General features: G+C 69.8%; 20 protein-coding genes. 11 read left to right on the top strand and 9 right to left on the bottom strand.

What is annotated here, in order from left to right:
• Positions 1-51: 51 nt before the first annotated feature.
• Complete coding sequence (locus ACQEU1_RS19545) at positions 52-1,098, bottom strand: DUF2786 domain-containing protein (RefSeq protein ID WP_433203433.1); 1,047 nt, start codon at positions 1,096-1,098, stop codon at positions 52-54.
• A gap of 62 nt (positions 1,099-1,160) precedes the next feature.
• Here ACQEU1_RS19545 and folP point away from each other — a divergent pair, with 62 nt between their 5' ends.
• The 3 genes from folP to ACQEU1_RS19530 are packed head-to-tail and all read left to right on the top strand — an operon-like array spanning position 1,161 to position 3,271.
• Positions 1,161-1,985, top strand: a complete 825-nt coding sequence (folP, locus tag ACQEU1_RS19540) for a dihydropteroate synthase (RefSeq protein WP_382445762.1) — start codon at positions 1,161-1,163, stop codon at positions 1,983-1,985.
• Between the two features lie 14 nt (positions 1,986-1,999).
• Positions 2,000-2,938 carry a hypothetical protein gene (locus tag ACQEU1_RS19535; RefSeq protein WP_433203429.1) on the top strand — a complete coding sequence of 313 codons (939 nt, stop codon included), beginning with the start codon at positions 2,000-2,002 and terminating at the stop codon, positions 2,936-2,938.
• Between the two features lie 48 nt (positions 2,939-2,986).
• Positions 2,987-3,271: a hypothetical protein gene (locus ACQEU1_RS19530; RefSeq protein WP_285638247.1), complete on the top strand. Its 285-nt coding sequence runs from the start codon at positions 2,987-2,989 to the stop codon at positions 3,269-3,271.
• Here ACQEU1_RS19530 and ACQEU1_RS19525 read toward each other — a convergent pair.
• Positions 3,228-4,280: a cytochrome P450 family protein gene (locus tag ACQEU1_RS19525; RefSeq protein WP_433203426.1), complete on the bottom strand. Its 1,053-nt coding sequence runs from the start codon at positions 4,278-4,280 to the stop codon at positions 3,228-3,230. The two genes, ACQEU1_RS19530 and ACQEU1_RS19525, sit on opposite strands and share 44 nt — an antisense overlap.
• 84 nt (positions 4,281-4,364) lie before the next feature.
• On the opposite strand from ACQEU1_RS19525, the gene ACQEU1_RS19520 reads away from it, so the two are divergent.
• The 3 genes from ACQEU1_RS19520 to ACQEU1_RS19510 are packed head-to-tail and all read left to right on the top strand — an operon-like array spanning position 4,365 to position 7,694.
• A complete protein-coding gene (locus tag ACQEU1_RS19520; RefSeq protein ID WP_433203423.1) occupies positions 4,365-6,647 on the top strand; it encodes a LuxR C-terminal-related transcriptional regulator in 2,283 nt (760 codons plus the stop codon).
• Between the two features lie 31 nt (positions 6,648-6,678).
• Positions 6,679-7,179 carry an exonuclease domain-containing protein gene (locus ACQEU1_RS19515; protein ID WP_433203420.1) on the top strand — a complete coding sequence of 167 codons (501 nt, stop codon included), beginning with the start codon at positions 6,679-6,681 and terminating at the stop codon, positions 7,177-7,179.
• The gene (locus tag ACQEU1_RS19510) at positions 7,176-7,694 is read left to right on the top strand and encodes a hypothetical protein (protein WP_433203417.1); all 519 of its coding nucleotides are present in this window, start codon (positions 7,176-7,178) and stop codon (positions 7,692-7,694) included. The genes ACQEU1_RS19515 and ACQEU1_RS19510 overlap by 4 nt, the downstream gene beginning before the upstream one ends.
• Here the strand turns inward: ACQEU1_RS19510 and ACQEU1_RS19505 are convergent.
• From ACQEU1_RS19505 to ACQEU1_RS19485, 5 genes are all read right to left on the bottom strand, one after another.
• Entirely contained in the window at positions 7,678-11,454 is a 3,777-nt protein-coding gene (locus ACQEU1_RS19505; RefSeq protein ID WP_433203414.1) for a TIGR02680 family protein, read from the bottom strand. The two genes, ACQEU1_RS19510 and ACQEU1_RS19505, sit on opposite strands and share 17 nt — an antisense overlap.
• Positions 11,447-12,496 (bottom strand): TIGR02678 family protein, encoded by a 1,050-nt coding sequence (locus tag ACQEU1_RS19500; RefSeq protein WP_433203411.1) that lies wholly within the window; start codon positions 12,494-12,496, stop codon positions 11,447-11,449. The genes ACQEU1_RS19505 and ACQEU1_RS19500 overlap by 8 nt, the downstream gene beginning before the upstream one ends.
• Complete coding sequence (locus ACQEU1_RS19495; protein ID WP_433203408.1) at positions 12,493-13,896, bottom strand: TIGR02677 family protein; 1,404 nt, start codon at positions 13,894-13,896, stop codon at positions 12,493-12,495. The genes ACQEU1_RS19500 and ACQEU1_RS19495 overlap by 4 nt, the downstream gene beginning before the upstream one ends.
• Before the next feature lie 81 nt (positions 13,897-13,977).
• Entirely contained in the window at positions 13,978-15,867 is a 1,890-nt protein-coding gene (locus ACQEU1_RS19490; RefSeq protein ID WP_433203405.1) for a DNA/RNA helicase domain-containing protein, read from the bottom strand.
• Between the two features lie 103 nt (positions 15,868-15,970).
• Entirely contained in the window at positions 15,971-17,839 is a 1,869-nt protein-coding gene (locus tag ACQEU1_RS19485) for a DNA/RNA helicase domain-containing protein (protein ID WP_433203402.1), read from the bottom strand.
• 184 nt (positions 17,840-18,023) lie between these two features.
• Between ACQEU1_RS19485 and ACQEU1_RS19480 the strand changes: the two genes are divergently transcribed.
• From ACQEU1_RS19480 to ACQEU1_RS19460, 5 genes are all read left to right on the top strand, one after another.
• A complete protein-coding gene (locus ACQEU1_RS19480; protein WP_433203399.1) occupies positions 18,024-18,656 on the top strand; it encodes a hypothetical protein in 633 nt (210 codons plus the stop codon).
• Between the two features lie 115 nt (positions 18,657-18,771).
• Positions 18,772-20,085, top strand: coding sequence for a purine-cytosine permease family protein (locus ACQEU1_RS19475; protein WP_433203396.1), 1,314 nt, complete (start codon positions 18,772-18,774; stop codon positions 20,083-20,085).
• A gap of 1 nt (position 20,086) precedes the next feature.
• On the top strand, positions 20,087-21,616 hold the full coding sequence (locus ACQEU1_RS19470; protein WP_433203393.1) for a hydantoinase/oxoprolinase N-terminal domain-containing protein: 1,530 nt from the start codon (positions 20,087-20,089) through the stop codon (positions 21,614-21,616).
• Between the two features lie 10 nt (positions 21,617-21,626).
• Positions 21,627-22,688, top strand: a complete 1,062-nt coding sequence (locus ACQEU1_RS19465) for a DUF917 domain-containing protein (RefSeq protein WP_433203390.1) — start codon at positions 21,627-21,629, stop codon at positions 22,686-22,688.
• Complete coding sequence (locus tag ACQEU1_RS19460) at positions 22,685-24,211, top strand: helix-turn-helix domain-containing protein (protein WP_433203387.1); 1,527 nt, start codon at positions 22,685-22,687, stop codon at positions 24,209-24,211. Before ACQEU1_RS19465 ends, ACQEU1_RS19460 begins: the two co-directional genes overlap by 4 nt.
• Here the strand turns inward: ACQEU1_RS19460 and ACQEU1_RS19455 are convergent, their stop codons facing one another.
• Together ACQEU1_RS19455 and ACQEU1_RS19450 are read right to left on the bottom strand one after the other, a co-directional pair.
• The gene (locus ACQEU1_RS19455; RefSeq protein ID WP_433203384.1) at positions 24,212-25,267 is read right to left on the bottom strand and encodes a sensor histidine kinase; all 1,056 of its coding nucleotides are present in this window, start codon (positions 25,265-25,267) and stop codon (positions 24,212-24,214) included.
• A gap of 86 nt (positions 25,268-25,353) precedes the next feature.
• A complete protein-coding gene (locus tag ACQEU1_RS19450) occupies positions 25,354-26,064 on the bottom strand; it encodes a class I SAM-dependent methyltransferase (RefSeq protein ID WP_433203381.1) in 711 nt (236 codons plus the stop codon).
• Positions 26,065-26,178: the final 114 nt, after the last annotated feature.

Below are 26,178 nucleotides of genomic sequence, written 5' to 3'. Positions count from 1 at the left end.
TTTGTGGAGGGGGAGTTCACTCGAAGGGGTGGACGAGTCGCGAGGCGAGAACTAGCCCGAGGTCACGGACCTGCGGCCCGGCCCGATGTCGGCCGCGTCCGCCGCGGCACGGCCCGCGCCCCAGCCGGCGGCCGACCGGACGGTCACGCGTGACGTGCGGGTGCGCGTGAACATCTGCTCGAACAGCGTGTCCACGGCCTGCTTGCGTTCGGCGAGGACTGGCAGCAACCGCTCGTCGGCGACCTCGGGGACCTCCTCGACGGCCGTCAGCCGCTCCCCGATCCGCGCCGCGTACGCCACCAGGAACGACTTCCGGAACGGCCGCGAACGCGCCTCACTGCCCTTTCCGGACTTGCCGCCGACGGCGACCATCGCCCGTGTGGCCTGCACGAGCAGAGACGTCGACAAGACCTCCACACTCTCCAGGTCCACCTCGTCGCCCACGAGCGCCACGAACCCGAAGCCGTCGTAGGCCACCGCGCGCGACCGGAACGCCCCGGACACCACGTGCACGAGCTGCGACTTCTCCTTGAAGTAGCTCTTGTCCAGCCACATCCGCCGCGAGGTCGCCAGCGCCGGCAGGTCGGCGTCGAGCATCGCGCGCTCCAGCGCGTGCCGGTTCATCAGCTCCTGCGCCTTGGCCGACAGCGCCTCGGCCTCCTCCGGGAACGCCGTGGACTCGGCCTTCGCCAGCAGGCCTCGCACGCGGTTGAGCACCTTCGGGTCGAGCCCCGCGCGCACGGCGGACATCAGCGCGTCACCTGGCAACGGCAGGATGAGCGGCAACGACGGCAAACGACCGATGAACTTCACCAGCTCGGCAGCGGTGCGTTCGGCGTACGAACGGGTCTCGATGTGCCGCGACGCCCACGCGTCCAGCAGCGGCCCCTCCCACCACACGGAGGCGCCGATCTCGTCCAGCTGAGCCTGCCACCGCGGGTGCACGGTGGTCGCCGCATGCGGCGAACAGGACAAAGCGATCACGTCCACCACGAGAGAGGTGGCGGACTCATCGAGTGAACGCGACACGATCTCGCGAACGTCGTACGGCAGCCAACCGCGCTCCCACAGCGCATCGACCGCTTTCACCAGTTCCACGCCACGCAGTATGAGACGTCCGCCATGTGCAAAGGTCGGGGACCACCTGGTAGACACGGGATGTGATCGAGCTCCAGTTCCGCGGCCGGACGGTCGTCCGCGACCACGCGCTGGTGATGGCGATCATCAACCGCACCCCCGACTCGTTCTACGACAGGGGCGCCACCTACGCCGAGGACGTGGCCATGGAGGCCGTGCACCGCGTGGTGGCGGAGGGCGCGGACATCGTGGACATCGGAGGCGTGAAGGCCGGCCCCGGCGATCTGGTCGACTCCGGCGAAGAGGTGCGTCGCGTCGTGCCGTTCATCGCACGCGTGCGCGCCGCATATCCGGATCTCATCATCAGCAGCGACACGTGGCGTGCGGACGTCGGCAGGCTCGTCTGCGAGGCCGGCGCCGACCTGCTCAACGACACGTGGGCGGGCGCGGACCCGCAGCTGGCGGAGGTCGCCGCGGAGTACGGCGCCGGTTACGTCTGCTCCCACACGGGCGGTGCGCGGCCCCGCACCCGTCCGCATAGGGTGAGCTACCCGAACCTCGTCGCGGACGTCGTCGCGGAGACGACGACGCGCGCGGAACGGGTGGTCGCACTCGGTGTGCCTCGCAAGAGCGTGCTGATCGACCCCACACACGACTTCGGCAAGAACACGTGGCACAGCCTCGCGCTGGTGCGCCACACGGACGCCTTGGTGGCGACGGGGTGGCCGGTGCTGATGGCGTTGTCCAACAAGGACTTCGTCGGGGAGACCCTCGGCGTGGAACTGCACGAGCGCGTCGAGGGCACCCTCGTCGCGACCGCGATCGCGGCGTTGGCGGGCGCCGCGGTCTTTCGCGCGCACGAGGTGGCGCGAACCAGACGAGTACTCGAGTCCGTCGCTCGACTGTGAGCTGGAGGTATCAGGTGGACGACGTCTTCGCCCGGTTTTCGGACGACCGGTGGGACGACTTCCTCGACGAACTCGACAAGATCCGCGTGAGCGTGGTGGATCCCGCGGACCGGCAGCAGCTGAAGGCGACCGCGCGCCGCGACGCACGGGAGGCGGCGGCCCAGCCGTTGCTCGTGCGGATGGCACTCGCGGACCACTACCTGAACCTGCTCGCCGTCGGCGTGTGGGCGGGCGACGAGAGCTGGCGTGCCGAACTGCGCGACCTGGTCGTCTCTCTCGTGCCCGAAGACGACGAGACGCGTGACGACGCCCTGTTGAGCTCTGTCATCGCCGTGGTGCTCGCACAGCTCTTGCAGGACGCACGGCTGCGTGGCGGTTCCGAGGCCGATGTCATCGCACGGTCGGCATGGGAGAAGGCCCAGGAGTGGGCTGCCTACGCGGAGGACCGGCACGTGGAACGCCTCCTGCACCACTCCACGGAGGCCGGTGCGCGCGTGGTGACGGCGTCGGAGGTGCAGGAGGTAGTGGAGCTCGCCACGGCCGCCGCGGACGACCAGCACGCCGAGACGATCGCCGCGCTGGAGACCGAGGGCTTCACGGCGGAGTTCATGAACGGCGTGTGGGTCGTGGAGGGCGAGTTCCGCAACGCCGTGCGGGCCGCTGCGCGCGCGATCACGCTCACGGGCCACGGCTGCGTCCTCGCGCGCAACATCCGGCAATCGACCGTGATGCTGTGGCACGAGAACACACTCGCCATGGCGGACTCCAAGGTTCCGCGCTGGCGCGTCTACCCGATCCTCGCGCCCGTTACGCCGCAATCGAAGTTTTCAGGCGGTGAAGGTCTGCCGTTCACCCGCGAGACACACCCGTTGGCACCCGCTCCAGAAGTCGTGCGCCGGTTGGCCGACGCCGTGGGTGTCAACCTGTCCCATCTGCTGGCTGCATTGCGGTAAAGGGGTGATCTTTGCCTTTCCGCTACCTCGACTCGTTATCTTGGTGTCATGCCCAGATTTGCCGAGTTCGATGTGGAAGGCCTGCGCAAATCCAGCGCTGTCGCCGACTTTCCCTGGTCAGAGACGTGGGTCACGCTGATCCGCGTGGACTCCAAGGGAGTTGTCCGGCAGGCCAAGTCGTTGACCGAGAAAGTTTCTTTGCTGACTGTCGCGTCAGACAAGGACCTCGTCATCGCGTCCTGCCCGGAGATTTACGCTGTCGACGACCTGTCGGCCGCCCGTGCCGCCGTCAAGGCTTCGGTCGCACGCGAAATGATCCCAAGCCTCGGATGAATGACTCCCTCCACTCGGGCTCAGCGGCGAGCACGAGTTCCGGGAAACGCCGAAGGAGCGTTCCGAACGCGATCTCACCCTCGATGCGAGCCAGCCGCGCCCCCACGCAGTAGTGGATGCCGTGACCGAACGCGACGTGTGGGTCTCGACCCAGCTGCAGCACGTCCGGATCGGAATACCGGGAAGGATCCCGGTTCGCCGCTCCTAGTGAGACGGTGACCTGCGAAGATCTCGGAATCGTGACCCCTCCGATCACCACGTCGGCAGTGGCGACACGACCCACCCCCATGGCCAGGGGACCGTCGAGGCGCAGGAACTCCTCGACGGCGTCCGGAACCAGGATCGGGTCCTCGACCAGCGCCCGCCTCAGTGCGGGATCGCGGAGCAGGGCGAACAGGCCGTTGCCGATGAGCTGCACGGTCGTCTCGTGCCCAGCTGTGATGAGCAACACCAGCGTCATCACCAGGTTCGGTTCGTCGCGGAGCTCGGTGATGACGTCGTCACCGGGCTCCTTGGTCGCCAGCAGGCGCTCGACGTACGCGGTGAACCTGCCGAACGCCTCGGCCGTCGTCGCGGGCGCGAGCAGCTCGCCGGAGAGCTTCCGGACCTCATCTCTGTCCTCTTTGGGCAGACCTAGAAGTTCACAGATGACGGTGATGGGCAGGGGATGGGCGAACGTCTCGATGACGTCCACCTCCTCCGCGCCCTGCCACGCGTCGAGGAGCTCGTTGGCGATCTCCTCGACACGTGGCCGAAGGGCTTCCATGCGTCGTGTGGAGAACGCGCGCGCGATGGGCTTGCGCAACCGCGTGTGTTCCGGCGGGTCGGTGTGGTTGAGCATGCCGCCGGGGATGACGGCGCTGCTGAGGCCGGGGTGGCCGAGCGCCTGCACGACGTCGTCGTAGCGGCTGATCACCCAGGACGACTGGCCGTCCGGGGTCTCGACCAGTGCGGGCCCGTGCTCGCGCCACCGGTCGAAGTACGGGGTCGGATCGGTGAAGAAGCTCATGCGCTCATCGTGGTGTTGGCGCTGGTCAGAGGCATGAGTAGGCGATCACCCATTTTGCCGTCGCCCGTCACCTAGCCTGAGGTCATGGGGTGGCCGTTCGTGGGGAGGAACGCCGAACTGACTGCGGTCCGGCGTGCGGTGCGCGGTGCGGGGCTGATCGTGGCGGGGCCGGCCGGCGTGGGCAAGACACGGCTGTTGGACGAGGTGGCGTGCGACGTCCGTTTGCGTGCCACTGCGGCGATGTCGGAGATTCCACTCGGGGTGATGGCGCCTTTCCTGCTGTCGGTGGACCCCTCGCCGTTGGCGATGCTGACCAGCGCACGGTCCGCGTTGCGTGGGCAGGTCGTGGTGGTGGACGACGTTCATCTGCTCGATGACGCCTCAGCAGGGCTGCTGCACCAACTCGTGCAGCACCGCGAAGCCGTCGTGGTGGCGACGCTGCGGTCGGGCGAACGCGCACCCGACCCGGTGGTGGCGCTCTGGAAGGACGAACTGCTGCCGCGCATCGAGCTCGACCCGCTCGGCCGCGCGGCGGTGGTCGAGGTGCTGGAGACGGTGCTCGGCGGGGTGCTGGACAGCGTCACGGCCGATCGGCTGTGGACAGCGTCCGCCGGGAACATGTTGCTGCTGCGAGAGATGCACTTCGCCGCGCAATGGGTGTCGCACGACGGTGTGTGGTCGTTGGACGGTCCGCTGCCGCTGTCGCCACGGCTGATCGAGCTGATCGAGGCGCACCTCGCCGCGGTGCCCGCCGAGGAACGCCGTGTGCTCGAGCTGCTGGCGTTCGGCGAACCGCTGGACCTCACCGCGTCGGAGGCGCTGGACGGGCTCGTGACCGTGACGGACGAGGGGCTGCGGCTCGCGCATCCGTTGTACGGCGAGGTGTTGCGCGCGCAGTGCCCACCTCTGCGCAAGCGCAACCATCAGCGCCACCTGGCTTCACTGCTCGACGATCCGCTCCGAGTGGCCGTGCTGCGTCTGGACAGCGGAACAGCGGATGATCCGGCCCTGCTGCTGAACGCCGCGAACATCGCCAGCGCGACGGGGGGTGTTGTTCTGGCAGAACGACTCGCACGCGCCGCATGGTCGATCGGCGGCGGCGTGGAGGCCGCACGGTTGTTGGCGCTCGTACTGCTGTTCACGGACCGGCATGCGGAGTCCGAGGAAGTCTTCGCGATGGTCGCGACCGACGACGACCCGATCGAGGTCCGCACGATACGGGCCATGAACCTCGGCTGGGGTCTCGGGCGCAGCGAAGAAGCGGCCGCGATGGACGTGATGCCGGCGGCACGGGCGGCGCTGCTGCTGCTCGCGGGCAAGTACGACGAGTCCCGTGCGCTGCTCACGGCATCAGACCCCGGTGAGGCGGCGATCCTCGCGATGATCGACGCGGTGCAGGGCCGGTACACCGGTCCGTTCCCCGTCGTTCCGGCTGTGTCCGAGGTCGGGCTGGGCGCCGAGATGAACCTGTTCGCGGAGGTGTTCGTGCACTCCCTGCACGGCGACCTGCGCCGTGCGGAACGTCTTGCCGTGCAGGCACATCGGGCGAAGGCCGAATGGGACTCCATGCGGGCGAGCTGGGCGGTGTCGTGCGCGGGGCTGGCCAGGGCGGGCGGGCGGCTGCTCGAAGCCCGCCGCCTGCTCACCGAGGCCCGGCCCGCCCAGCCGTTCGTGCGGCTCTGCGAGCTCGCACAGGTGGAGGCGTTGCTCGGCAACGACGCGCGGGAGCTGCTCGCGGAGGCGGAAAGGCACGTGCCGCCCGGGATGCGGATCTACCAGCACAGCTTGTGGACGGCCCGGATCTGTGCGGGTGGCGCGTCCCCGCTCGACGGGGCGGCCGAGGCGCGCGAGCACGGCGAGTTCGCCGCGGAGGCCCTGCTCCTGCACGAGGCGGTGCGACTCGGGCGGGCGGCCGAGGTGGTGGACCGGTTGAGGGAGCTCGCCGCCACCAGCACTGGTCTGCTGGAGCCGGTGTTCGCCGCGCACGCGGAAGCGCTGGTGCGCAACGACTCCGCGAGCTTGGAGGCGGTGGCCGCGCGGTTCGCGGAAACCGGTTTCATGCTGTTCGCGGCCGAAGCGGCCGCGAAGTCGGGCAACCGCGCGCTGGCCGGCCGGTTGACGGCCCTGTGCGAGGGCGCACGGACACCGGCATTGGCAACGCTGACGTTGACACCACTCACGCCTCGTGAGCGCGAAGTGGCCGTGCTCGCTGCACGGGGACTCACGAACAAGGAGATCGCGTCGTCGTTGGTGATCTCCGTGCGGACCGTGGACAACCATCTGTCCAATACCTACTCGAAGCTCGGCATCACGACCCGCGGCGAGCTCGCGTTGGTCCTATCGGATGACGCGGGCGGGCAGGGATAACGTCCGGCACGGGTCCGAACGACATCCCGGCATGGGCAAGGGGTACGCGGTCGTCGACGTCGCCACCACGGGACCTGCTCCGGGAGACAGGGTGATCGAGGTGGCCGTCGTGCACCTCGACCGGGCGGGCCGCCGCACCGACGAGTGGTGCACGCTCGTGGACCCGCGCCGCGACTTCGGCCCCCGGCACGGCATCAGCCCCGCCGACGTGCGCAGGGCACCGCAGTTCGCCGGGATCGCCGGTGAGCTCGCCGCCCGCCTGTCCGGCCGTGTGCTCGCGGCCCACGACCTGGCGTTCTGCCAGGACTTCCTCACCGCCGAGTACGCCCGGCTGGGCCACGACGTCGCCGTCTCGGGGCTCTGCACCGGCCCGCTCGACGTGCCGCAGGGAACCGCGCTGCAGGACGCACGGGCGTCGGCTCGTGTGCTCGTGCGGCGGCTTGACCGCATAGGAGCCGTGGAGCCCGTACGGCTTGAAGTGCCACGGACTGTGCGTGCGTATGCCATGCAACGCAGCGGAGGAGTGCGATGACGGAGGACGTGAGGCGCGTGGCAAAGCTGATCGAGGAACGCAACCGCATCGACGCGGCGTTGTCGGCGTGCATCAGGCGCCCGGCCACGACCGGACACCTCGGCGACTGGATCGCCGCACGAATTCTCGGCATCGCCCTGGAACCGCAGGCCAACGCGAGCATCGACGGACGGCTGCCCGACGGCCGCACGGTGACCATCCGGTGGTACCCGAAGCGGGAGAACATCCTCGACCTCAAGGAAGAGGGCGGGCCGGAGGTCTACCTCGTGCTGACCGGACCGAAGTCGGACGCGGGCAGCTCCGTCGGCACCGCGCGGCCGTTGGTCATCGACGCCGTGTACCTGTTCGAGGCCAAGGACGTCATGGACGACCTGCGCGCGCGTGGACGCAAGATCGGTACGGCGTCCAGCGTGCGCGAAGAGCTGTGGGCGGCCGCGGAGATCTACCCGCAGCCCCACTCCCTGCTCAACGAAGACCAGCGAGAGCTACTGGCGTTGTTCAGTCATCGGCCGTGAGGCTGTGTCCGTCCCATGTGAAGCGCACGGTCGTGACGGCGTCGTCTCCGTCCGTACCGGTCGTGAGCTGGTGGATGGCGATGCCGGTCAGCTCCCGGTAGTCGCACCACTCGTGGTCGGACGTGAGCACCAGGTCCAGGTCGAAGTTGACCAGCAGCTCCAGCAGCTGCCCGCGGTTGGTCGCGTCGACGCCGACGAACACCTCGTCCAGCAGGATCAGCCGGGGTGCGGTCGGGGTCGCGTGGTAGTGCGCGGCCGCCGCGGCGAACAACGGCAGGTGCAGCACGATGGCCTTCTCGCCGCCGGACAACGCGCCGTGCACGCGTTTGGTCACCGGTACCCAGCCCTCGCCCCGGTCGACTTTCACGACGAACTGGTGCCACGTCGTGTAGTCGAGCACCTGGGCGAGTTGTTGTTCCCAGCCCGTTGCGGAGTCGTGTGCGCGTGCTTCTTCCACGCGCTCACGGAAGAACTGGTGCAGCAACGCGCGTTCGTCGTCGTTCAGGTCTGAACGCAGCAGGAGGTCGCGGGCCTCACGGGTGCCTGGAGGCAGTTGCGGATCGACCTGCCAGTCGAGCTGCACGCGGATGCCCGACGCGGTCTGGACGCGTTCCAGCCGGTGGTTCATCGTGCCGACCAGCTCGGACGCGCCCTGGATGCGCTGGGCGATGTGCCGGCGGGTGTCGCCGGTGAGGGTCTGGTCGAAGAGGTCGCGCTCGACGTCCGTGATGTGCGTGCGGATGCGGTCGCGTTCGGCCTTCAACGTCTGCAACAAGGCGTGCGCGCCCATGCGCGCGCCGTCCAGCGTTGCGGTCAGCACGGTCACGTCGTCGTCGGGGTCCAACGACAGTTCGATGCGTCCGGCCAGCTGCTGCTGCGCCTCGTGCACGGCCATGCCGAGCTTGGACTCCGAGTCGCGGATCAGGCGCGGGTCGATGACGACGTCCGGGATCTCCCCGGCGTCGGCGGGCAGGTGGGCGCTGGTCAGGTGGCGATAGCGCGTTTCGGCCGCTTCATGCACCACGGCGGCTTCCGCGGCGCGTGCGGTGTCGGTCTTGCGCTTCTCCTCCAACGTGCCGAGTGTGCGCGCCAGGCCCGTTTGCTTGTCCAGCAACAGGTCGCGTTGCTCGGCGATGTCGAGTGCCTTGGCGCGCAACGAGATGAGCCGCTGGTCGAGGGCGTGGAACTCCGCGCCCGCCGCCCGTTCGACCGTCTCCAGCGTGATGGCGAGGTCGGTGGCCTCCTGCTGCCGGGCCGCCGACGTCTCCTCGGCCTCGTCGGCCAGCGTGCCGGAGAGCGACGCGCGGCCGCCCGCCTCGACCGCCAGCGCCTCGCTGGTGAACGCGTCGTGCCGGTCGTCCAGCCAGCGGTGGCAGGCGCTGCCGAACGCCGTGAGCTCGTCCGCGTCGGGGACCTCGGTGCCGGCCGTGTGCCGGGCGACGGCGGCCTCCGCCTCGGACACCACCCTGGTGGCCGCCGCGACGGCGTCCTCCCGCGCCGCACACCGCAGCTGGGCCTTATCGCGCTGCTCCTCGGCGACCTCCATCGGGTCCTTCGAGGGCTGCCGCGCGAGCTCACCCGCGAGCGTCGCGCGGCGCACGGCGATCTGGTTGCGCGCGGCGTCCACCCCGGACAGATCGGTCGCCAGCTGCTCGATCAGGCCGGTGAGCTCGGCGATCCTGCCGCCGCGGGCGCGCTTGCGGGCGTCGGAGCCGATGTAGGTGGGGAAGGGCTTCGCCCAGGTGCCGTGGGCGTTCGCGAGCCGCCACGTGCCGTCCGCGCCGATCGCGGCCGCGTGCCCGGACGCCGTGTCGCCGAACGCGATGGTCTCCAGGAACCGGTGGCAGCGCTCGTCCTCGGTGACCAGCACCTCCAGCAGCGTCGTGCCGGCAGCCGGGCTGACCAGCAGCGGTTCGCCGAAGCGGTCGTGGTCAGGCACGTCGAACGAGGGGTCCTGCGTGATCCACGCGTCGAGCAGTCCGGACGCCTCCAGCGCGGCCTCGACCGCGGCGCACACAGCCGGCGGGGTGCCCTGGCGGAAGTCGACCAGACGCCACAGCGGAGCGCCCGCGGCAGACGCGCGATAGGCGCCGTCACGCGTGTAAGGCGCAGGCGGTGGCACATCGACCTGGTTGGCGAGCTTCTCCCGGATGGACCGGTACTGCAGCAGCTGGCCGTTCAACGACGTGCGCGTCTCGTCCAGCCGTGCCTCGATGCGGCTGAACTCCTCCCGCGCCATCGCGGCGGCCTCGACGATCTGGCCGTGCTCGTGGATGTTCAGCTCGGCACAGCCGCGTGCCCACGTGTCGAAGTCCGCGAGGAACTTCGCAAACGCTTGCTCGAACGCCTTCTGCGCCACGACCTCGGCTTCGTTGGCCTGCTCCAGCTCGTCGCGGGTCTCATCGAGCCGTCGGCGTGCGGCGTCCCGTGCGTCGACAGCTCTCTTGTGCGCGGCAACGGTGCGCGTGATCGTGGTGATCTCGGCCGAACGCGCCTCGACCGCCGTCGTGAGCAGCTGCCGTGCCGCCCGTGCGTCGGTACCCGACTCGATCTCCTCGAACACGGAGTGCATGCCCGCCGGGTCGGCGGCCTCCCGTGCGAGCGTCGTGGACCGTCGCAGCTCATCAGCGCGTGCGGCCGCATCGGACTTGGCCTGCTGGGACTGCTCCTCGTCGGCAACGGCCCGTGCGCGCAGCTTCGCGGCGTGTGAGGCAGCCTCCGACGCACGCGCGTTCGCGGCGGAAAGCTGCTGACGCAACAGGTCGAGCTGCTTGCCCTCCTGATAACCGGGCAGGTCGGAGATGCCGGAGATCTCCGCGTCGACCGCCCTCGCCTCCCGGCCGAGCGCCGCGAGCTGGTCGAACGCCTCGTCGGTCAGCGTGATCTGACGCTGGTAGCGGCGTTCGCTCATGCGCGCGGCCCTGGTCAGGTCCTCCAGCTGCTCGGTGGACGACTCCAGCGCCCTCGACGCGACGCCGAGCACCCGCTGGGCGTAGACGCGCTGCACGCCCGCGAGCCGTTCCGCGGTGGTGATCTCGTCGTCGAGCCGCCGCAGCCCCTCGCGCTGGCGGTCGAGCCGTTCGAACCCCTCGGCGATCTCGGTCAGGTCGGACTGGTCGAGCGGCGGGAGCGCCTTGGACAGCAACGACGACAGCACGCTCGGGTCGAGCCGTTCGGACAGCTTCGGCGTCCGCAGCTGCAGCAACGCCGTGATGAGCGAGTCGTACCGTTGCTCGGTCACGCCGGGGAACAACGTCGTCCGCACCGTGTCCCGGTAATCGGCCGGTGAGGTGTGCACGACACCGTGCTCGCCGATGGCCGCCGCGAGGTCGGTGGTGGTCAGCGGGCGGCCGGACTCGTTCACCAGCGCCAGGTCGCCGACCCGCTGCGACGTCGTGAAGTAGGTGGCCCCGACGTTCGACGTGTTCGTGGTGGCCTGCAGGCGCGCGCCGCACGTGAACCACTGCTCGCCCTGCTGGAACTCCAGCCACACGTACCCGACGCGCGTGCTGTTGCCCTGGGCGCCCTCGCCCATGAGGTTCCAGTGCATCGTGCGGTCCGCACTGCCGAACGTCGACAAACGGTGCGGACGCAGGTTCGCGTCGAACAGGAACGGCAGCAGCAGCTCGAGCGCTTTGGACTTGCCCGTGCCGTTGGGGCCCCTGAGCAGCAGTCTGCCCTGGTAGAACGAGAAGATCTCGTCGTAGTAGCGCCAGACGTTGATGATGCCGGCGCGGCTGGGTTGCCACCGGTCAGTCATGCAGCTCCTCGACCGCGTACCTGGCTGCGGCGGGCAGCCTGTGAACGGTGCCGTTCTCCGTGCGCGCGAGCCCGAACGCCTCCAGCAGTTCGATCCCGTCCGCCGCGAGCCTGCCCGCACCGCCGTCCGACTGGTAGGCCTTCGCCCACGACCGGAACTTGGTGAGCACCTCGCGTGACTCCTCGACCAGATCTTCTGTCGTCGCGGGCCCTCGTGCCAACCGGTCGAGCAACAACAACGCGGCGACCTTCGCGTTGTTGTCGTCGTCCGGGAACCTCGTGTCGGTGGCGATCGCGTCGGCGTCCACCACCACGTACCCCTCTTTGCGCTCCTCCAGCGTGCAGCCGGCCAGCGTGATGCCCGTCTGCACCACCTTGCGGCCGGCGGGCGAGCCGAGGAACGCGAGCTGCGTCTCCGACAGGTCGTCCTTGTAGAGCACCGGGTCGTCGATGAGCCTGCGCATCACCGAGTGCCGTTGCCAGAGGCTGCGGTGCGCGGTGTCGTAGCGGGTCTCGCGGGTGAGGTCCTCGATCGTGTCCACAGTGGAGGGCGGCACCGGCGCGGCCAGCAGCCGCGTGATCAGCGTCGGGTCGGCGTGGACCTGCTCGTCCAGCTCCACCGCGCCGTGTTCTTCGAGGAACGTCAGCACGTCGTTGAACGCGTTGCGGTCACTCCGTCGCGCTGAGTCGAAGTCCGGGAGAGCCGCCGTCAGGTCGTCGAGCGTCGTCGTCGGTGTGGTCAGCAACTCCGCACACACCAGACACAGCAGGACGTACCTCCTGCGGTCGAACGCCGGACGAGTGCGATCAGGCCGTGAGGTCGTTTTGAACAAACGCGCGTATCCGGCCCGTGGCTCCACCACGACCCGCCAGCCGCAGTAGTAGTCGAACCACTTCGTGATCGGTTCGCGGCGCCTTCTGATGAGGTCGAACCCGTCGTGGTCCTGCCGTGCGGTCAGCAACGGCCGTGCGAGCAACAGCCGCACACCACGTGCGACCTCCTCGCTCTCCAGCCGTGCGAGCTGGTTTCCCGTGCGGCTCATCGGCTCTGCACGTCGATCACGTAGTCAGGCCCGCTCAAGGTGCCCTTCTGGGTGGTCATGGTCGCCCAGCCGCGGGCGTTGCGGAGGTTGATCTGCATCCGGCCGTCACTCGTGCCGGCCGTGCGCGTGCCGGTGCTGTCCGGATCGCTGCCGAGCGCCCGCCCGACCAGGTCGATCAGCCGGTGGAACGTGTCGTGGTCGAGGTTCGTGAGCGTGGAGATCCGGATCGCGCCGTCCGTCTGGATCAGCGACCACGCGTGCTCCAGCTCCGCGCGCTCCCGTTCCGCCTGCTCACGCCGGTTGCGGCGCACCTCGCCGACGTCGCGGACCTTCCCGGTGGCCCCGATGTGCTCCTGCTTGCCGGTCGCCCGCAGCTGCGGCGACACGGGCACCGGCGGCGTGTTCTCCCAGGCCTCGGAGGTGGACAGCAACTCGCCGTCCGCGTGCGCGAGATGAGCGTGCCGCGAGGAGTAGAGCCCGAACGCCGCGTTGAACAACTCGTGCGCCTCGTCCTCGGTCTCGGTCCGCGCGAACCACTCGGCCAACGCCCTGAAGTCAGCGGCGGTGTTCGTAGGCTTCTTGCGCTGCTCACTAATGCGATCGAGCACGCGTAGCAGCTGCACGATCGCTTTGCGCGACACGTCCTGCAACTCGTCCACGCGCGGAGGGTTGTCCACGAACCACGCCCGCAGTTCCTTCCACCGCTCCTTGCGTTCGTGCAGCCACGCGTCGTCGGTCAGGAGCCCGGCCCCGTTGCGCGCCTTCGCGTGCAGCTCCGCCGGGTCGAGTTCCGCCGCCGTTGCGCGAATCTTCACCTTGCGCGCGTCCAGATCCGCGATGAAGTCCCGCAGGTAGGTGACCGTCGTGCGCTTGACGTCCTGGAACGTGGCGAGATCCGCGTGCTCGTCGCGCAGCAGCCGCTGCAGGTCGGCGTTGAACCGCGTGGTGCCCTTGGCAAGCGCGTCGAGGTGCCCTTCGAGCTCCATCAACGCACCGAACGCCCGGCCGTCGCTCAGCGGTTCCGTCAGCTCGTCGAGCCGAGCCGCGATCGCGTCGAGCACCGCCGTCTGCAGCGACCCGTTGGCGGCCAGCGTGGTCACGGCGTGCTTCAGCCCCTCGCACGCCGCCTCGCCGAGCTTCGTCAGCCCGTACCGGTGCTGACCGGCGTCGACCAGCCCCCACCCACGGAGAGCGTGCAGCGACGCCAGCACCTCGTCGTCCGTCACCTGCTCGGCCCAGCCCACGCTGCGGAGCCGTTGCTGCACGTCATCGGCGGTGAGGACGGTCTCCAGGCGCTCGTTCGCCACCCCGAGCACGCGCATCACCGCAGTGTGCAGCTCCGCGTGCGGGGCCGTGGTGAAGCGGAACAGGTCCGCGGGCACCCGTGGAAACGTCGTCACCTGTGCCACCGTAGCTGGTCGCAGTAGGGCTTTCGGGTGACAGGGCGGACGCCGATCTCCGCCACCAGATCCCGGTACCGATCAGGCGGACATCGCGCGCAGGTGGTCCTGGGTCTCGGGGTCTTCCGAGTAGACGCACACCCCGCGCATCCCTCGGGTCAGCAGCACCTTGTACGTGTTCCGGATCAGCCGGGCGAAGTGCAGCTCGTCGGCTTTCTTCACGGCAGGGTCGTGGGAGTGCCGCCGGCTCGCCTCCCAGTGGTCGTCGCGCCAGACGAAGTCCTTTCCGAAGATCACCCCTGCCCAGTCGTACTCGAACCCCTGGGCGGTGTAGATGCAGCCGACCTGCCCGAAGCCCCGCTCGTCGCTCGCCCAGAAGTGCGAGGCGGGCGCGTCCGGGACGCGTTGTTCCGGCTTCGCGTTCCACGGCCGTTCCCAGTCGCCGATCTTCACGTCCGGCACCAGGACCTTCGTTCCGTCCGCGGTGACCGGGTCGCTCCAGCGCCAGCAGTAGCCTGCGGCGATTCGTGCCGTCCCGCCCGACTTGGCCTGCCGGTCGAGCAGCCACGACTCCATCTCCCGCGGCGACTCGGCGCTGCGGACGACGAACTCGTCGTCGCTTCGCGTGACGAGGGACGACCACGGCGTGGCGGTGCCCTTGACGCCGATGAGCTTCGCGACCCACGCGTCGAAGAACTCGGAACCACCACAGCGGAACTGCCCACCGAGCCGGACGACCTGGACGTCGCAGCCGGCCGCCTCCGCCGCGGCCTCGATCTCGGCCTGGGACCCCATCTCGCCCGGCCGCACCGTCTGGTTCTCGTCGAGCAGGAACACCGGAACCCTGGCGGCGTCGATCAGTTCCTCGATCTGCCTGCGCGCCTTTTCCCGCACCGCCCGCGGGGTGTAGCGCTTGACGCTGGTCTCCCGGATGCGATGTGCCTCGTCGCAGATGAGCACGTCGAGCCCGAACCGTTCGACGTCGATGAAGTCGTTGAAGTACTTGAACATCGTCTGCACGCGGCGGTTCCGGTGCCCGGCGTGCTTGCGCATGGTGTTCGTGAACGAGCTGGAGCCGGTCGCGTGCAGAACGGTCCGGCCCTGCCGGGCGAGTTCGCCGAGCAGGCTCAACGCGATGACGCTCTTCCCGGAGCCAGGACCGCCGAGCACGATCACCGCCGTCTGCTTGCGCGAGGCGCGGGCCTTCTCCACCGCCTTGGTGACGAGGCGATAGGCGACCTGCTGCTCGTCCAGGAGCACGAACTGCTCCCGTTCCTGCAGCTCCTTGGCGGCTGCGGTCAGCAACGGCTTCGACGGGGCGTGACGCATGCCGAGGAACTCGTCGGCGGCCTGCCGGGAGCCATCCCTGGTCGCCGCGTCCTCGCTGAGCACCGAGCGGAGCCGGTCGGTGAGCCTGCTCTTGCTGTCGAGCGTGTACAGGTCGCCGAACTCGTCGACCGCGTACTCCGAGATCCGCCAGATCCCCGCCTCACGGGCGTTGTGCAGGTAGGCGACGCCGTGCACGGAGCCGGGCCGCTCCGCGAGAGCCGGCGTCGAGTCGACGAGGTACTCGCAGTACCGCCGGACCTGCTCGACGGGGTGCAGCACCGGCTGCGCGTAGTGATCGATCTTCACCAGGTCGTCGCCGTACGGTTCTGCCTTCGACCACTGCTTGAGCTCGACCAGGACGTAGGAAGGCCTGCCGTCCGCCGGGTTCCGGCCGCACAGCACCACGTCCACGCGCTTGGGACTGTGCGGCAGCTTGTGCTCGAGCAGGACCTCGACATGACCGAGCCCCGCGTCGACCAGGTCACCGAGGAACGCGGGCAGGCTGTTCTGCCACGACCGCACCTCGCCGTCGCTCACCCCGGCCTCGAACTGGATCCGCGCTTGGTCCTCGAGCAGCTTGTGCAGCCGGTTCTCCAGCGCGTCGGCGAGCAACGACTCGGCGCTCTTGCGGACGAGAGCCAACGGACGGTCCCCCCAATGGGCATGCGTGATCCACACGGGTGGAGGCAGCGACGGAATCGGACGAAACCGGTGCCTGGCGGGCCGCGAAACCGAGGCTAACCGATCAAGTGGCGACCTGGCCGACCATCGCCCGAAGGTGCTCCTGCGTCGGCTGGTCGACCGAGAACAAGGTCACTCCGCGCAGTCCTCTGGTCAGCAGGACGCGGTAGGCGTTGCGCACCAGTTCGGGAAACAGATCGGGATCCTCCTTGGCCTTCTTGTCGTGGGACTCGTGCAGTTGCGCCACCCACCTGCCGTCCCGCCACACGAAGTCCTTGCCGAAGATCACTCCCGCCCAGTCGTACTCGAAGCCCTGAGCCGTGTAGACGCAGCCGACCTGTTGTCTCGGACCGTCCTCCGTCGCCCAGAAGACGTGCTTCGGACCGTCCGGCTGACTGTCGTAGAAGTTCCACCAGCGCTTCCAGGTGCCGATCACGATCTCGGGGTTCTCGTGGTCCCGCTTGAACTGCCACGGCCAGCAGAACCCCGCTGTCATGCGTGCTCTTTGACCAGCGACCTTGTTCGCCCGCATCCAGTTCTCCATACCGGTCGGACTGTCGCCCACGTGCACCCGGAACCCACTGGCGGAGTCCACGTCGGACCAGACCGCGGGAGGCTCGTCGACGATGCCGAGCAGGCGGTCCACCCAGCCGTCGAACGCGCTGCATCCGCCGTACCGGAACTGCCCGCGCAGTTCGATCACCTCGACCCGGCAGCCGAGCGCCTCGGCGACCCTGCTGATCTCCTCCACCGAACCGACCTCGTCGGCGCGAACGCGCTGGTTCTCGTCGAGCAGGAACACAGGCACGCGTGCCGCGTTGATCAGCTCGGCGATCTGCGGCCTGTCGTCGTCGTTGCGCCCGCGCGAGCCTGACCGCGTGCTGGTCCTGCGCAGCCGCTGGGCCTCGTCGCTGACGATGACGTCGATCCTGCGACCTTCTTCCAAGGTCTGGAAGTTGTTGTTGTACTTGAACATCGCCCGTACGCCGCTCTTGTTGTCCGGGTCCAGGTGCCGGCGCAGGGTTTCGGTGAACGACTGGGACCCGGTCGAGTGGAAGCCCCTCAGGTCGAGGGCCTCGAACTGGCTCAACAGACTCAGCGCGATGGCGCTCTTACCCGAGCCCGGACCTCCCACGACGACCACGACCGTCTTCTGCGCGTGCCCGTCGGACGCGGCCAGGGCGTTCACGACGCTCCGGTAGGCGGTCTGCTGCTGGTCCACGAGTGGGAACAGCCTGCGGTTGACCACCGCCTCCTTGGCGATCTCGATGAACTTCGCGGAAGGCCGCACCGGAAAGGCGAGGAACCGGTCGGCGGTGGCCCTGTTGTCCTCGTACGGGCGGCGCGCGTCGATGAGCTCGGCCAGTCGCCGTTCGAAGTCCGACCGATCCTCGCCCGTGTAGAGCTCGCCCCAGTGGTCCTGCCGCTGACGCAGCAGCAGTTCGACGTGTGACCGCTTCGCGTTGTGCAGGAACGCGAGCCCGCTGACTAGCCTTTCCTCCTCCGCGATCAACGGGATGGAGTGCCGGACGTAGCGGCAGTAGCCCTGAACCTGGTCCACGGGATGTGCGCGGAGCTGGTCCTTCTCCGACAGCCGGACGAGCCCTCCTTCGACGGAGTGCACGTTCTCCCACTGCTTCAGCTCGACGAACACGTAGGACGGGCGGCCGGTCGCCGGGTTGGTGCCGCACAGGACGGCGTCGATCCGCAACGACGACCGCGGCAGTGTGTACTCCAGCAGCACCTCGCTGTTCCCGAGGCCGGCCGCGACGACCGCCTCGAGCAACGGCGGCAGGCTGTTGCTCCACGCCCGGATCTCACCGGACCTGGTGAAGCCGAACTGGTCGTAGTGGACCGCGGCGATCCGTGAGGCCAGAACTCCTTGCTCTGCCTGCGACAACAGGGTCGCGGCCGGATCTCGTACAAGCGGCAATGTCTCCCCCAGAATCACTCCGCGTGACGCCAGTCACCCGATCAGGTTAGACCCAAACGAGTTAGGCGCGTTCGGTTTTGAAGATCGTGGGGTGACTGCGGGCGGTGATCACCATCGGGTGATCCACGTGGTGGCGTTGATCGACGTGCCGTGTTCGTTGCGCCGATCGGCCTAATCTCCCGCCATGCGGACGAGGCTGACCCCCATGCAGCAGGCGGTGGTGGACGCCGGTCGCCCGTTGCCGCAGCTGACCGATCCGCTGGAGGTCGAGCTCCAGGTCAGCGCGTTCGCCGGGCCCTTCGCCGACAACGAGGAGTTGTGGGAGGTGGTGGTGCGGCACCTGGAGGAGGTGCCGAGCCGGCGCAGTGCCGCTCTGCTCACCGCGCTGGGGCATCTGCTGCCCGGCCGGCCCGGGGTGTGGGCCAAGAAGGCGGCGGAGCACCAGCCCGGGCCGCAGTGGGATCTGGGAGCGCTTTCATTCGGCGAGTGCTGGATCGGGGACCGGTCGATCGACGCCGGGTATTTGGCACTGTTGTGCAGTTATGCGTACGGGGATGTGCCCCATGCGATGGTTTTCATGATCGACGAAATCAGCGGGAGCCTCACCCGGCACGCCTTTCTCACGCGGCAGGTCGAGGAGGCGCTGGCTCGGCTCCGGGACGAGATGCGGCTGGAGCTGATCACTCCGGAGGCGGCTCACTGGCTGCTCAGCCGCAGCTACGACCGGTTCGAGCGGCGGCCCGGGCTCGGGGTCAGCCTGGACGTGCACCAGACTCGGCTGGTGGCGCGCAGGCGTATTGCGCTCGCGATGAATTGAACGGGCTGTGCGCTTCGCAACGTGGTCAATCAGTCGACTGTGCAGATTGTCTGTAGCTCGATCGTGGGTGGGCTATTACTGTCCGGGTTGTCGATCACAGGGCGGAGGGATGGTCGTGGCCGCTCTTCTCGGGCGTGATGATCAGGCCCTCAGCCGGGTGCCGGATCAGGCGCGGCACGGGTGGTTGTCCGTTGCCACGCAGCGGTTCGGGCAGACGACGGCGCTCAGCCAGCTGCTTCTCGGGGCGACGCTCGGGTTCGGGATGTCCTTCTGGGACGCGTTCCTGGCGTTGACGATCGGGGCCGTGCTGCTCAACGTCGTCGCGGTGGGCGTGGGGGTCATCGGGCAGCGGGAAGGGCTTTCCACGGCGCTGCTCAGCCGGTGGACCGGGTTCGGGCACGCCGGGTCGGCGGTGCTCGGGTTGATCATCGCGTTGTCCTGCACTGGGTGGTTCGGGGTGCAGACCGGGCTGGCGGGTTCGGCGCTCGCGAGTGCGGCCGGGGTGTTGCCTGCACCGGTGTGGGCCCTGGCGTTCGGGGTCGTGGCCACGGTCATCGCCGCGTACGGGGTGCGGTGGATGGCGTGGACGTCCTACGTGGCGGTGCCCGCGTTCCTGGCGTTGCTGGGGTGGGTGTTGTTCGTCCACGGCAAGGACGTCGGGGCCGCGTTCAGCGCGCCGCACGACAACTCGATCGGCATGGTGACGGCCATCACGCTGGTGACCGGCAGCTTCATCGTGGGCGCCGCGATCGCGCCGGACATGACCCGCTTTCACCGCAACGGGTGGGACGTCGTCAAGCAGACGGTCCTCGGGATCACGGCCGGCGAGTGGGTCATCAGCCTGGTCGGCGTGCTGCTCGCGCGGGCGTTCGACACGACCGACGTCATGGGCGTCGTCACGGCGTCCGGCGGGTGGATCGGGGCGCTGATCGTCGTGACGGCGGTGCTGAAGATCAACGACTGGAACCTCTACTCGGCCTCGCTCGGCCTGGTGAACTTCTTCGACGCCGTGTTCGGCCTCAGGATCAGCCGTGCGCAGGTGACGGTCATGGTCGGGTGCGCGGGCAGCTTCCTCGCGGCGGCCGGGATCGTGCAGCAGTTCACCCACTTCCTGGTGCTGCTCGGGGTGGTCTTCCCGCCGGTCGCGGGGATCATGACGGCCGAGTACTACGTCGTGCGGCGGTGGCGGAACGAGATGATCTCGACGCGCCCCTTCGTGCCGCGGTCGGCGCCCTCGTGGGTGCCCGCGACGGTGGTCATCTGGCCCGCCTCGGCGATCGTCGCCGAGCTGCTGCCGTTCGGGCAGTCCAGTGTGAACTCGCTGGTGCTCGCGTTCGGCCTGTACGTGTCGGCCGGGCGTCTCGACCTGCTGCGGATGCGGACGCGCCGGGCCACCACGCGCAAGGTCGGGGAAGCGAAGGCCGCCTGACATGCACATCGGGATCGACGTCGGCGGCACCAACACCGATGCCGTTCTCGTGCGCGGCCGCACGGTCGTGGCCGCGGGCAAGGCGACGACGACCGCCGACGTCACGGGCGGGATCGTCGCGGCGGTCAGCGGGCTGCGGCACGCGTTCGAACCGCACGAGGTCACCGCCGTCATGATCGGCACCACGCACTTCGTCAACGCCGTCGTCGAAGGCAGGAACCTCGCGCGCACGGCGGCCGTGCGGCTCGGTCTTCCGGCCACCACGGCACTTCCGCCGTTCGTCGACTGGCCGGAGCAACTCAGGCAGGCCATCGGCGGGCACGGGTACCTCTGCCACGGCGGCCACGAGTACGACGGCAGGGTCATCTCACCGATCAAAGAGGACGAACTGCGCGCGGTGGCCGCCGACCTCGCCGCCAACGACGTGGAGTCCGTCGCCATCTCGTCCGTGTTCTCCTTGGTCAGCAACGAGTTCGAGCGCAGGGCCGCGGAGATCCTCACCGCCGAGGTCCCCGGCCTGCTGGTCAGCTTCAGCCACGAGATCGGCCGGCTCGGCCTGCTGGAGCGGGAGAACGCGACGATCATCAACGCCGCCCTGCGCGTGCTCGCCGGGCAGATCGCCGACGGCCTCGCGGACTCCCTCAAGGCGCAGGGCATCGACGCACCGCTCTACCTCAGCCAGAACGACGGCACGCTGATGGACCTGGACCACGCGCGCCGCCACCCGGTCGCCACCTTCGCGTCCGGGCCGACGAACTCCATGCGCGGCGGCGCGTTCCTGTCGGGGACGGACGATTGCGCGGTGATCGACGTCGGCGGCACGACCACGGACATCGGCGTGCTGCACCACGGGTTCCCGCGCGAGGTGTCGTCCGAGGTGCTGATCAACGGCGTGCGCACCAACTTCCGGATGCCCGACGTGCTGTCGGCGGGGCTCGGCGGCGGCAGCGTGGTCCGCGACGGCGAGGCAGGCCCGGACAGCGTCGGCTTCCGGCTGGCGGACGAGGCGCTGGTCTTCGGCGGCGGCACGCTCACGGCCACCGACGTCGCGGTCGCCGGAGGTCTCGCCGACATCGGCGACCCGAGCCGCGTGCGGCACCTGGACCGGACGTTCGTGCGGGACGCGCTCGACCGGATCAACACCCGGATCGCCGAACGGCTCGACCGCACGCGCACGAGCCCGGAACCGCTGCCCGTGGTGCTGGTCGGCGGCGCCGGCTTCCTCGTCCAGCGGCTCGACGGCGCGAGCAAGATCGTCCGGCCGGAGCACCACGCCTTCGCGGGCGCCATCGGAGCCGCGATCGCGCAGGTCGGCGGCGAGGTCGACCGCGTCTTCACGATGGCGCCGGGCACCCGCGACGAGGTGCTCGACGGGGCCAGGCAGGAGGCCGTGGACCGGGCTGTCGCGGCGGGCGCGCGGGCCGGCAGCGTGCGGATCGTCGAGGTCGAGGAGATCCCGCTCGCCTACCTCCCGGGAAACGCGAGCCGGGTGCGGGCGCGTGCGGTGGGTGATCTGCTGCCCGGCCACTAGTGTCTCGCGCATGCACCTGCTCGGGCCCGACGAGGTGGACCGGCTCGCTCTTGGCGTGGTCGTTCTCGGCAGCGGGGGCGGTGGCGGCGAGCACGAGACCCACGCGTTCGCGGCGATGCTGCGGCACGAGCTCCGGCAGAGCGGTCCTGTCACGATCCTCACGCCCGAGGAGGCCGACCCCGAGGGGCACGGCATCCGGGTCGGCCTGATCGGCGCGCCGACCGTGATGATCGAGAAGCTGCCCAGCGGCCGGGAGGCCGAGGAGGCGCTAAAGGCGTTGCAGGCGCACGACTCCACGCCCGTCACGGCCGTCATCGGGTGGGAGATCGGCGGGTGCAACGGCCTGCTGCCGTTGATCCTGGCCGCCCGGCTGGGGCTGCCGTACGTCGACGTGGACGGCATGGGGAGAGCGTTCCCGCGGATCGACCAGACGACGTACGCGGCGGCCGGGCTGCCCACGACCCCGCTCGCCATCACCGAACCCGGCGGCAACCGCGCGGTGCTCGACGCGACCGGCATCGAGAAGCTCGCCCGCACCGTCATGGTCGACTTCGGCGGCTGGGCGATGATGGTCGCGAAGCCGCTCAAGCTCGCGGACGCGGTCAGATCGGGCATCCCGGGCTCATGTGCGAGAGCGCTCTCACTTGGTGAGATCTGGGCGCGGAAAGAGCTTTCCGTGGAGGAACGGGCCAGGAGATCCGGCGGTTTCCTCCTCGTGCGGGGCAAAGTCGTCGAGGTCTGGCGCGAATCTGTCGGCGACTTCCCGCGGGGAACGGTGGCGCTGCGCCGTCTGGACGCCGACGATGCGTACGTGCGCCTGGAGATGCAGGGTGAGTACCTCGTCGCGCTCGCGGACGGCGAACCGCTGGTCACGACGCCTGACCTGCTGTGCTGCCTGGACGCCGAGACCGGTCAGCCGCTCACGACCGAACGGCTCGGGTTCGGCGCGGTGATCGACGTGGTAGCGCTCCCATCGCCACCCGAATGGGTGCGCGAGGAGCTGCGCGCCAGGGTCGACCCGCGAGCGTTCGGCTACGACCTCGGCTACGTGCCGTTCCGGGGCGCCGAGTGATCGAGGACGTCGGCTCCCTGACCGTCAGGGACCTGCTGGAGATCGGCGTGCTCGGCGGGGCGGAGCTGCTCGCGGGCGAACGCGGCATCGGCACCGAGGTCGGGGACGTGCGGCTGGCGGCCGACCTCACGGCCGTCGAGGCGTGCGCGGCGGGCGACCTGGTGATCCTCACCGGGCACCAGCCGTACCTGGTCGAGGTCGCGCTGCGCCGGGCCTACAGCGCGGACGTGCGCGCGGTCGTGCTGGTGAAGCCCTCGACCGGTGTCTACCACGACCCCTCCGCCGCCACGCTCTCGTTCGCGAACCGCCTCGGCGTGCCGTTGCTGCACGTCACCGCCGACGACCCGCTGCTGGTCGCGGACGCGCTCCGCACGGCCGTGCGGCGCCCGGAGCTGAGCGCGGCCAGGCTGCTCAACGCCGTCACCGCGCGGCTCGTCCGCAGCCGGACCGACCCGCGTTCGGTGATCGCCATCCTGTCCGGCGAGCTGCACGTGAGCTGCGCCGTGATCAGCGCGGACGGCACGGCGATCGAGGGCGTGTCCCCGCCCGGCCTGCCGCCGGACCTGCTGGCCGGGTCCGTCGCCACCACCGCCGAGATCGACGAGGGCTTCGCGGTCGCCGTGCCGGTGGAGATCGACCGGACCGGGCACGTGCACCTGTGGCTCGTCTCGCACGGCCGCGGCCGCAACAGGCGCTGGGCCGAGGCGGTGCTGCAGATCAGCCAGGTCGCGTCGTGGGCGCTCGGGAGCTGGGTCGCGGCCGAACGCCTGGAGACCGAGCGCCAGGCCCGTTCGCGCGGTTCGCTGCTGGCGGAGCTGCTCGCGTCCGGCGACGACGTACCGCCGCAGCTCGTGCAGCAGGCCGTGCTGGCAGGCTGGCGCCTCGACGGCTGGCACACCGGCGTCTACGCGATGCCCGCCACCGACCTGCCCGACACCGCCACCACCGAACGCCTGCGCGTCGAGCTGTCCCGCCGCGGCCTGCACGGCCAGCTGGTCGAGGGCGCGGAGGGCTGGAGCTTCTGGCTCACCAACGACTCCGAGCCGCCGCAGTCGCAGCACCGCGAGCTGACCACGAGGATCGCCCAGGCGCTCGGCTGCTGCCCGCTCGTCGCCGGCGTCGGCCGCCCGCACCACGGCGTCTCCGGCGTGGGCAGGACGCTCGCGGAGGCGCGCGAGGCCGCCGGGATGACCGGCACGGCCAAGGTCGTGCACATCGACGAACTGGGCGTGCGACGGTTGTTGTCGATGGCCGCCGAGACGCCGGCCCTGGTCGACCAGGCCACCCGGCTGCTGGAACCGCTGACGGGCGTGGAGGACGGGCAGCTGCTGCGCACGCTCGCGATCTACCTGGACGAGGAGTCCGTGACGTCGTCGGCGGCCGTGCGGCTCAAGGTCCACCGCAACACCGTGACGCAACGGATCAACCGCGCCGAACAGCTGCTCGGCGTCAGCCTGCTGAACCCGGACGAACGGCTGGCCGTGCACCTGGCCTGCCGGGCGGTGCGCGCCGGCGACGAGTGATCAGGTCGGCACGAACGCGGGCAGCACGGCGTCCACCTCGAAGCCGCCGTCGTCGGTCGGACCGGCCGTGAGGGTGCCGCCGACCATCTCGACGCGGCCGCGCAGCCCGAGCAGGCCCGAGCCGGTGCCGGGCAGCGCGAGCAACGGCGCGGCGGACGGCCTGGTGTTGCGGATGACCGCGCGGACCGTGCTCGGTCCACTGTGGATCGTGATCTCCGTGTGCGCGCCGGGTGCGTGCTTGTGCACGTTCGTCAGCGACTCCTGGACCACCCGGTACATCGTGCGGCGCACGGCGGGGGAGATGGTGTCGGCGTCGCCGTGCTCGGTCAGCGTCACCTCCAGCGCGGAGTCGGCGACGAGGCGGGACAACCGGTCGGGCAGCACGTCCGGGATCCGCGCGGCCTGGCCGGACCGCAGCACGCCGACCAGGTCGCGCAGCTCGGCCAACGCCTGGCAGCCCGCCGTGCGCAACTCCTCGGCGGCGGCGCGCGTTCCGTCGTTCTGCGCGGCCATCCGCAACGCCCCGGCGTGCAGGATCATCAGGTTCAGCCGGTGCGTGACGACGTCGTGCATCTCGCCGGCGAGCCGCGTGCGCTCGGCCGCGCGGACCTTCTCGGTCAGCAGCTCCAGTTCTCGTTCGGCGAGCGCCCGCCCGAGCACCCGCCGCGTGCCCACGTAGAGGCCTGCCAGCCCGGCGATCACGATCAGGCCGGGACCGGCGAGGTTCGGCACCACCCACGCCCCGGCGCCGATCGCCCACGTCACGGGGTGCGCGAACACGAGCCAGCGGTGGCGCGGCGCGTGCGCGGCGACCGAGTACGCCGACACCAGCGACGCGTAGGTCGGGGTGAGCAGCGAGAGGAAGGCGATCACCAGGCTCGACTCGACGGGCCGGGTGCGCCGCCACCACAGCGCCGCCGCCGAGAGCAGGTGGATCGTCACGTAGAACGCGATCGACGTGACCACGAGCCGGGACGGCAGCTCCAGGGTGAACTCGCGCAGGATCCCGAGCGCTGCCACGAGCAGCGCCGGCGTGAGGTCCGCGGCTCGCTTCACGCGGGTGACGATACTGCCGGTTTTGTGCGTTGGATCACCTACGGGAGCAGGGGGATGACCCTACTTTCGCAGGTGGCGACACCCGGTCATTCCGCCTGCCGGACGCGCACGTCCGGTGGCTGCACTTGGGCCTTTCGGAAGAGCGCCGTCCAGAGGAAGTCCTTGCCGAACCGGGGCGAGTCCGGCGGCTCCTCCGTCATGCGGCGAACCTCGACCTCGGCCAGGTCCTGGAAGATCCACCGCAGCTCGTCCGGCGTGTAGCCGACGCCGCCGGCGAGCCCGCCCTGCCGGTACAGGTCGGTGTCCGGGGACGCCGTGCCCTCCTCGGAGGTGAAGCAGGTGAGGGCGAAGTGGCCGCCGGGGACCAGCGCGCGGTCGAGCAGCGCGAGGTAGCCGACGCGGCGGTGCGGCGGCAGGTGGTGGAAGCAGCCGGAGTCGTAGATCAGGTCGTACGAGCCCTCGGTCGCGAACGCGTCGCCGTGCTGGAAGCCGACGCCGAGGCCTGCGGAGCGTTCGCGCGCCCACGTGATCGCGGTGGCCGAGATGTCCACCGCGTCGACCTGGAAACCGCGGCGTGCTAGGAAGAGCGCGTTGCGACCGGGTCCGCAGCCGACATCGAGCGCCCGGCCGGGCGTGAGCACGCCGCTCTCCACGTGCGCGACCAGGTTCTCGTCCGGCTTCGCGACGAAGAACGGGACCTCGCGGGTGCGGTCCGCGTAGAAGCGGTCCCACCAGTCACCGGGCTGCGCGGGCAGCAGGCCGTCGAGCAGAGTCATGACGTCGTCGATCGTGCGCACGTGCCGATTCAAGGTAAACCCCCAGGTAGATGCCTGTGTCAGGCTATCAAGATTGCGGTCTCGTACGGTGTATGGCAACATCTGTCAGGTGATCTACTGACCCCGCCTTCAGCG

It is taken from the genome of Lentzea sp. CA-135723 (genome assembly GCF_050936595.1).
Lineage (GTDB): Bacteria > Actinomycetota > Actinomycetes > Mycobacteriales > Pseudonocardiaceae > Lentzea.
Note: the sequence above shows the minus strand (reverse complement) of the source record. Positions and strands in the feature narration are given on the sequence as shown.

Excerpts from the sequence above, each read along its gene's own strand:
- ACQEU1_RS19500 (WP_433203411.1), bottom strand. The coding sequence starts at position 12,496 with ATGAGCCGCACGGGAAACCAGCTCGCACGGCTGGAGAGCGAGGAGGTC.
- ACQEU1_RS19505 (WP_433203414.1), bottom strand. The coding sequence starts at position 11,454 with ATGACTGACCGGTGGCAACCCAGCCGCGCCGGCATCATCAACGTCTGG.
- ACQEU1_RS19470 (WP_433203393.1), top strand. The coding sequence starts at position 20,087 with ATGCACATCGGGATCGACGTCGGCGGCACCAACACCGATGCCGTTCTC.
- ACQEU1_RS19520 (WP_433203423.1), top strand. The coding sequence starts at position 4,365 with ATGGGGTGGCCGTTCGTGGGGAGGAACGCCGAACTGACTGCGGTCCGG.
- ACQEU1_RS19465 (WP_433203390.1), top strand. The coding sequence starts at position 21,627 with ATGCACCTGCTCGGGCCCGACGAGGTGGACCGGCTCGCTCTTGGCGTG.
- ACQEU1_RS19480 (WP_433203399.1), top strand. The coding sequence starts at position 18,024 with ATGCGGACGAGGCTGACCCCCATGCAGCAGGCGGTGGTGGACGCCGGT.
- ACQEU1_RS19515 (WP_433203420.1), top strand. The coding sequence starts at position 6,679 with ATGGGCAAGGGGTACGCGGTCGTCGACGTCGCCACCACGGGACCTGCT.
- ACQEU1_RS19530 (WP_285638247.1), top strand. The coding sequence starts at position 2,987 with ATGCCCAGATTTGCCGAGTTCGATGTGGAAGGCCTGCGCAAATCCAGC.
- ACQEU1_RS19525 (WP_433203426.1), bottom strand. The coding sequence starts at position 4,280 with ATGAGCTTCTTCACCGATCCGACCCCGTACTTCGACCGGTGGCGCGAG.
- ACQEU1_RS19510 (WP_433203417.1), top strand. The coding sequence starts at position 7,176 with ATGACGGAGGACGTGAGGCGCGTGGCAAAGCTGATCGAGGAACGCAAC.